Below are 6,328 nucleotides of genomic sequence, written 5' to 3'. Positions count from 1 at the left end.
GGCGGCGACTTCGTTCTGCCCGACGACATCAAGGGCTGTGCCCTGGCCGTGCTGCGCCACCGCGTGCGCCTGGCACCGGAGCTGGACATCGAAGGCCTGTCGGTGGATCAGGTACTGCAACAGCTGCTCGATCAGGTGCCGGCTCCGCGTCTATGAAACCCTCGCGCCTGCTCCTCGGGCTGCTGAGCGGCCTGTTCGCCGCCGCCGTACTGCTCGGCGCCCTGCCCCTGCTCGGCGTGCGCCTGGCCGACAGCCTGATGCCGATGGCCTGGGGGCTGTTGCTGGCCGTGCTGCTGGTGGCAACGGTGGATGCCCTGTGGTTGCGCCGCCTGCCCTCGCCACGCCTCGAGCGCACGCTGCCCGGTAACCTGCCGCTGGGCCGCTGGAGCGAGGTGCAGCTGACCGCGCATCACGAATACGCCCAGGCCCTGCATATCGAGGTCTTCGACCATGTGCCGGAAGGCATGGAGTTCGAGCTCCTGCCGCAGCGTATCGCCCTGCGCCCCGGCCAGCAGACGCGCATCACCTATCGCCTCAAGCCACTGGTGCGCGGACATTTTCTCTTCGAGCGCTGCGAACTGCTGCTGCCCAGCCCGCTGCGCCTATGGCAGGCCAGGCGCCTGCTGGAGCTGGCCGACGAGAGCCGCGTATACCCCGATTTCGCCCGTCTCTACGGAGCCCAGCTCAAGGCAGTGGACGACTGGCTCAGCCAGCTGGGCGTACGCCAGCGCCCACGCCGCGGCCTGGGCCTGGAGTTTCATCAGCTGCGCGAATTCCGTGATGGCGACACCCTGCGCCAGATCGACTGGAAGGCCACGGCGCGCAAGCGCACCCCCATCGCCCGCGAATATCAGGACGAACGCGATCAGCAGATCGTCTTCCTGCTCGACTGCGGTCGGCGCATGCGCAGCCAGGACGACGAGCTGTCGCACTTCGACCACGCCCTCAACGCCTGCCTGCTGCTCAGTTACGTCGCGCTGCGCCAGGGCGACGCGGTGGGCCTGGCCACCTTCGCCGGCAACCAGTCGCGCTATCTGGCGCCGGTCAAGGGCCCCGCTCAGCTCAACGTGCTGCTCAATGCCGTCTACGACCTCGAGACAAGCCAGCAACCGGCCGACTTCAGCGCCGCCGCCGACCTGCTGCTGGCCCGTCAGCGCCGCCGTTCGCTGGTGGTGCTGGTGACCAATCTGCGCGACGAAGACGATCAGGATCTGCTCACCGCGGTGCGGCGCCTGTCGCGCCAGCACCGGGTGCTGATCGCCAGCCTGCGCGAGGAAGCGCTGGACCGCCTGCGCCATACGCCGGTGGAGCAGTTCGACCAGGCCCTGGCCTATTGCGGCACGCTGGACTACCTCAATGCCCGCGCCGAACTGCACGAACGCCTTGCCGCGCAGAGCGTTCCGGTACTCGACGCACGCCCCGGCGAGCTGGGGCCGGAGCTGGTCAGCAGCTACCTCGCCTGGAAGAAAGCCGGAGCACTCTGAGGCAACTGGCGCCGCGGCAGGTTGTCGAAGCAACGGAAGCAAAGGCCCTGGCATCGGCTTTCCCACACAGACGTTGCGTGGTTATGGCCGAGGCCGGGTGCTATGATCCGGAACTCGCGGCGCAAAGAGTACAAACTCCACGCCGCCCACAGGCCGCCCGTGATCGGCCTCGCGCATACCGCACACGACCTGAGTAGGAGATAGACCATGGCTTTCGAACTGCCGCCGCTGCCTTACGAAAAGAACGCCCTCGAGCCGCACATTTCCGCCGAGACCCTGGAATACCACCACGACAAGCACCACAACACCTACGTGGTGAACCTGAACAACCTGGTGCCGGGCACCGAGTTCGAAGGCAAGAGCCTGGAAGAAATCGTCAAGACTTCCTCGGGCGGCATCTTCAACAACGCCGCTCAGGTGTGGAACCACACCTTCTACTGGAACTGCCTGTCGCCCAACGGCGGTGGCCAGCCCACCGGCGCCCTGGCTGACGCCATCAACGCAGCCTTCGGCTCCTTCGACAAGTTCAAGGAAGAGTTCAGCAAGGTCTCCATCGGCACCTTCGGCTCCGGCTGGGGCTGGCTGGTGAAGAAGGCCGACGGCTCCCTGGCCCTGGCCAGCACCATCGGTGCCGGCTGCCCGCTGACCTCCGGCGACACCCCGCTGCTGACCTGCGACGTCTGGGAACACGCCTACTACATCGACTACCGCAACCTGCGTCCGAAGTACGTCGAGGCGTTCTGGAACCTGGTCAACTGGGACTTCGTCGCCCAGAACTACGCCGCCTGATTCCAGGCTGCGTAACCCGAGAACCCGGCCCCTGCGGCCGGGTTTTTCGTTTTCGGCCCTTGCCGATCGAGGCACGCGCGCCGGGGCGCCGAACGGTATTCAAGTCCGGCAAGAGCGCACCGATACAGAGCATGGCTTTCGCCAAAATAGATCGATCCGCAACATGAGCGCGTCAATGGCAATGAAAAAGTGCCAGCAACCATGATGGCCCTTTGACGGCTAGAGCGAGATTGCCAATACTCTCGTCTGACTGCCGCTGTAAGCACCGATACAAGGAACTGCCTTTGAAGCTGGAATTGAAAAACAGCTTGTCGCTCAAGTTACTCCGCGTGGTGCTGCTGTCGGCGCTGGTGGTCGGGGTAGTACTGAGCTGCGCACAGATCGTCTTCGATGCCTACAAGACGCGGCAGGCGGTAGCCAACGATGCCCAGCGCATCCTCGGCATGTTCCGCGACCCCTCGACCCAGGCGGTATACAGCCTGGATCGCGAAATGGGCATGCAGGTCATCGAGGGGTTGTTCCAGCACGAGTCGGTGCGCTATGCGGCCATCGGCCATCCCAACGAGCCGATGCTGGCGGAAAAATCGCGCGAACTGGTACAGATCGCGACCCGCTGGCTGACCGATCCGATTCTCGGCCAGGAGCAGCAGTTTTCCACCAAACTGGTTGGCCGTGGTCCCTACAGCGAGTATTACGGCGACCTCAACATCACCCTGGACACCGCGCCCTACGGCGAGAGTTTCGTCACCAACTCGGTGATCATCTTCGTCTCCGGCGTGCTGCGCGCCATGGCCATGGCCCTGGTGCTGTACCTGGTCTACCACTGGCTGCTGACCAAGCCGCTGTCGAAGATCATCGAGCACCTGACCAGCATCAACCCGGACCGCCCCAGCGAACACAAGCTGCCCATGCTCAAGGGCAACGAGAAGAACGAGCTGGGCCTGTGGATCAACACCGCCAACCAGCTTCTCGCCTCCATCGAGCGTAACACCCACCTGCGCCGCGAAGCGGAGAACAGCCTGCTGCGCATGGCCCAGTACGACTTCCTCACCGGCCTGCCCAACCGCCAGCAGCTGCAGCAGCAACTCGACCAGATTCTTGAAGACGCCGGCCGCCTGCAGCGCCGCGTCGCCGTGCTCTGCGTTGGCCTGGACGACTTCAAGGGCATCAACGAACAGTTCAGCTACCAGAGCGGCGATCAGTTGTTGCTGGCGCTGTCCGACCGCCTGCGCAGCCACAGCGGCCGCCTCGGCGCCCTGGCCCGCCTGGGCGGCGACCAGTTCGCCCTGGTCCAGGCCGATATCGAGCAGCCTTACGAAGCGGCCGAACTGGCGCAGAGCGTGCTGGACGATCTGGAGCTGCCGTTCCTGCTCGATCATCAGGAAGTGCGCCTGCGCGCGACCATCGGCATCACCCTGTTCCCCGAGGATGGCGACAGCACCGAAAAGCTGCTGCAGAAAGCCGAACAGACCATGACCCTGGCCAAGAGCCGCTCGCGCAACCGTTACCAGTTCTATATCGCCAGCGTCGACAGCGAGATGCGTCGTCGCCGCGAACTGGAGAAGGACCTGCGCGACGCCCTGGCCCTGAATCAGCTGCATCTGGTCTATCAGCCGCAGGTGGACTACCGCGATCACCGCGTGGTCGGCGTCGAGGCCCTGCTGCGCTGGCAGCACCCGCAGCACGGTTTCGTCGCGCCCGACCTGTTCATCCCGCTGGCGGAACAGAACGGCACCATCATCCCCATCGGCGAGTGGATTCTCGATCAGACCTGCCGCCAGCTGCGCGAATGGCACGATCAGGGATTCACCGACCTGCGCATGGCCATCAACCTGTCCACCGTGCAGCTGCACCACGCCGAGCTGCCGCGGGTGGTCAACAACCTGATGCAGGTCTACCGTCTGCCGCCCAGAAGCCTGGAGCTGGAGGTCACCGAAACCGGCCTGATGGAAGACATCAGCACCGCCGCCCAGCACCTGCTGAGCCTACGCCGCTCCGGGGCCCTGATCGCCATCGATGACTTCGGTACCGGCTACTCGTCGCTGAGCTATCTCAAGAGCCTGCCGCTGGACAAGATCAAGATCGACAAGAGCTTCGTGCAGGACCTGCTGGAGGACGAGGACGATGCCACCATCGTTCGCGCCATCATTCAGCTGGGCAAGAGCCTGGGTATGCAGGTCATCGCCGAAGGCGTGGAGACCGTCGAGCAGGAAGCCTACATCATCGCCCAGGGCTGTCATGAGGGTCAGGGCTACCTGTACAGCAAGCCGCTACCGGCGCGCGAGCTGACCTTGTTCCTCAAGCAGGCCCGCCGCCTCAGTGCCGCGGCCAACCCCGCCACGCTCTGAACGCAAGCCCGCCTGGCGGGCTCGGCGCCGTAGGGTGCGCCGTGCGCACCCACCTCGCAGCCTGGATTGGGTGCAGCGATACCCCGGAAAACAAACCGTCACCGCTGCGCGACAGCCTGCAGGGTGGAAAACCGCGAAGCGTTTTCCACCACGCCCCACTTTCAGAAATGCCGAATCCCGAGTAGCCAGGCAGTGGCCAGCGCGCCGACCAGGCACAACAGCGCAGCGCCTGCCGCCTGCCAGTAGAACCCCCGCGCCAACTCGTCCTCCCCGGCATTGGAAAGAATGAACGGGCGCGACTCCCCCGGTTTGCTCATCTTGTGCTGCGCGGGCTCCGCACTGCTGCGCCGGTGCCGGTGCTCGGCCTCGAGCTGGGCAGCCAGGCGTACACGATTCCATTCCCGATCATCCAGCTCACCGTTGCCGTCGCTGTCGAAACGCCGCAGCAACCCGGCATAGTCGCTTTTCCACTCCCGAATCACCTGACCCTGGGCACTGGGCAGGTCCAGCCCCTGATGACTGCTACCGGAAGTGCGAAAGTCGCCGATGGCATAGAGCGGCTGGCCGACATGAAAGCGCTCCTCGGTGTAGCGATAACGCGTGCTGCTGGTCAGAAAGCTCAGCAGCCCGGTCTTCTCCATACCCAGCGGATGACGCAGAGTGCCCTGCCAGATTTCGCGTATCGCGGGTCGAACCTCCGCGCCGCGCGGGTCGATCAGGCAATCCCCGGTGCCATCGGAGAGGCGCAGCAAGGCATCGCTGCTGCCGCTTTCGATCACCCGCCAGGAGCGCTTCTTGCCGCTGGAGCGGTATTCCTCGATGCGAAAGCGCCACCACACGCAGGGCGTGTTGGTCAGCGGGCCGCGCAAGGAACTGCCAGGGAGTTCTTCGATCATGCCGTAGAGCTCGACATAGCCCTGTGCTGCCGAGCGGATCTTCGAGGTCGGCGTATCCAGCAGGTGGCGCGCCTGCGACCAGCGTCGCAGACACCACCAACCGCCGCCCAGAAATGCGCCGAGGGCGAACGCCAGCGTCAAGAAGAAGCCGATGGGGTCGCTTTGCATCATTTCAGTTGAACAGCGACTTCAGGTCGACATCCGACTTCTCCGCATCGCTGAACACCAGCAGCTCGGCGGCCTGGAAGTTGAACATGCGCGCGAGGATCACATCAGGGAATTGCTCGATGCGCACGTTGTTGAGATTGACCGCCTCGTTGTACAGCTCGCGTCGATCGGCGATGCCGTTCTCCAGGCCGCTGATGCGCTGCTGCAGGTGCTGGAAACTGTCGTTGGCCTTGAGCTCGGGATAGTTCTCGGCCAGCGCGAACAGCTGCCCCAGACCGGCACGCAGACCGCTTTCGGCCTTGCCGAGAGCGCCCACGTCATGCTGCTCACGGGCATTGGCCACGGCGCTGCGGGCGGCGATCACCCTATCCAGCGTGGTGCGCTCATGCTGCATGTACTGCTTGCAGGTCTCCACCAGCTTGGGCAGCTCATCGTGGCGCTGCTTGAGCAGCACGTCGATGTTCGACCAGGCCTTGCTCACGCCGTGCTTGAGGCGCACCAGGCCGTTGTACAGCGACACCGCATAGGCGCCCAGCAGGACGAGGACGACGATGAGAATCACAGCGGTCAGGCTCATGCAGTTTTCTCCATACAGAACTGCGAATCGGGTGCTGGCATTCTAGCGGCAACGAAGCGGCCGGGC

5 protein-coding genes and 1 pseudogene are annotated in these 6,328 nt (G+C 64.6%); 4 read left to right on the top strand and 2 right to left on the bottom strand.

Features of this window, described 5'->3' with window-relative positions:
* From N7333_RS11665 to N7333_RS11650, 4 genes and pseudogenes are all read left to right on the top strand, one after another.
* Positions 1-156 (top strand): annotated as a pseudogene (locus tag N7333_RS11665) (AAA family ATPase); the annotation flags it as partial.
* On the top strand, positions 153-1,484 hold the full coding sequence (locus tag N7333_RS11660; protein ID WP_129481673.1) for a DUF58 domain-containing protein: 1,332 nt from the start codon (positions 153-155) through the stop codon (positions 1,482-1,484). The pseudogene N7333_RS11665 and the gene N7333_RS11660, both read left to right, overlap by 4 nt.
* Positions 1,485-1,691: 207 nt before the next feature.
* Positions 1,692-2,273, top strand: coding sequence for a superoxide dismutase [Fe] (gene sodB, locus N7333_RS11655; protein ID WP_003246024.1), 582 nt, complete (start codon positions 1,692-1,694; stop codon positions 2,271-2,273).
* Between the two features lie 284 nt (positions 2,274-2,557).
* The gene (locus N7333_RS11650; RefSeq protein WP_003246027.1) at positions 2,558-4,621 is read left to right on the top strand and encodes a GGDEF domain-containing phosphodiesterase; all 2,064 of its coding nucleotides are present in this window, start codon (positions 2,558-2,560) and stop codon (positions 4,619-4,621) included.
* 161 nt (positions 4,622-4,782) lie between these two features.
* On the opposite strand, the gene N7333_RS11645 is transcribed toward N7333_RS11650, so the two are convergent.
* Together N7333_RS11645 and N7333_RS11640 are read right to left on the bottom strand one after the other, a co-directional pair.
* On the bottom strand, positions 4,783-5,688 hold the full coding sequence (locus N7333_RS11645) for a GIDE domain-containing protein (RefSeq protein WP_129481674.1): 906 nt from the start codon (positions 5,686-5,688) through the stop codon (positions 4,783-4,785).
* 1 nt (position 5,689) lies between these two features.
* A complete protein-coding gene (locus N7333_RS11640) occupies positions 5,690-6,262 on the bottom strand; it encodes a LemA family protein (RefSeq protein ID WP_129481675.1) in 573 nt (190 codons plus the stop codon).
* Between the last annotated feature and the right edge of the window lie 66 nt (positions 6,263-6,328).

It is taken from the genome of Pseudomonas sp. GD04158, assembly GCF_029834875.1.
Classification (GTDB): Bacteria; Pseudomonadota; Gammaproteobacteria; order Pseudomonadales; family Pseudomonadaceae; genus Aquipseudomonas; species Aquipseudomonas hydrolytica.
Note: the sequence above shows the minus strand (reverse complement) of the source record. Positions and strands in the feature narration are given on the sequence as shown.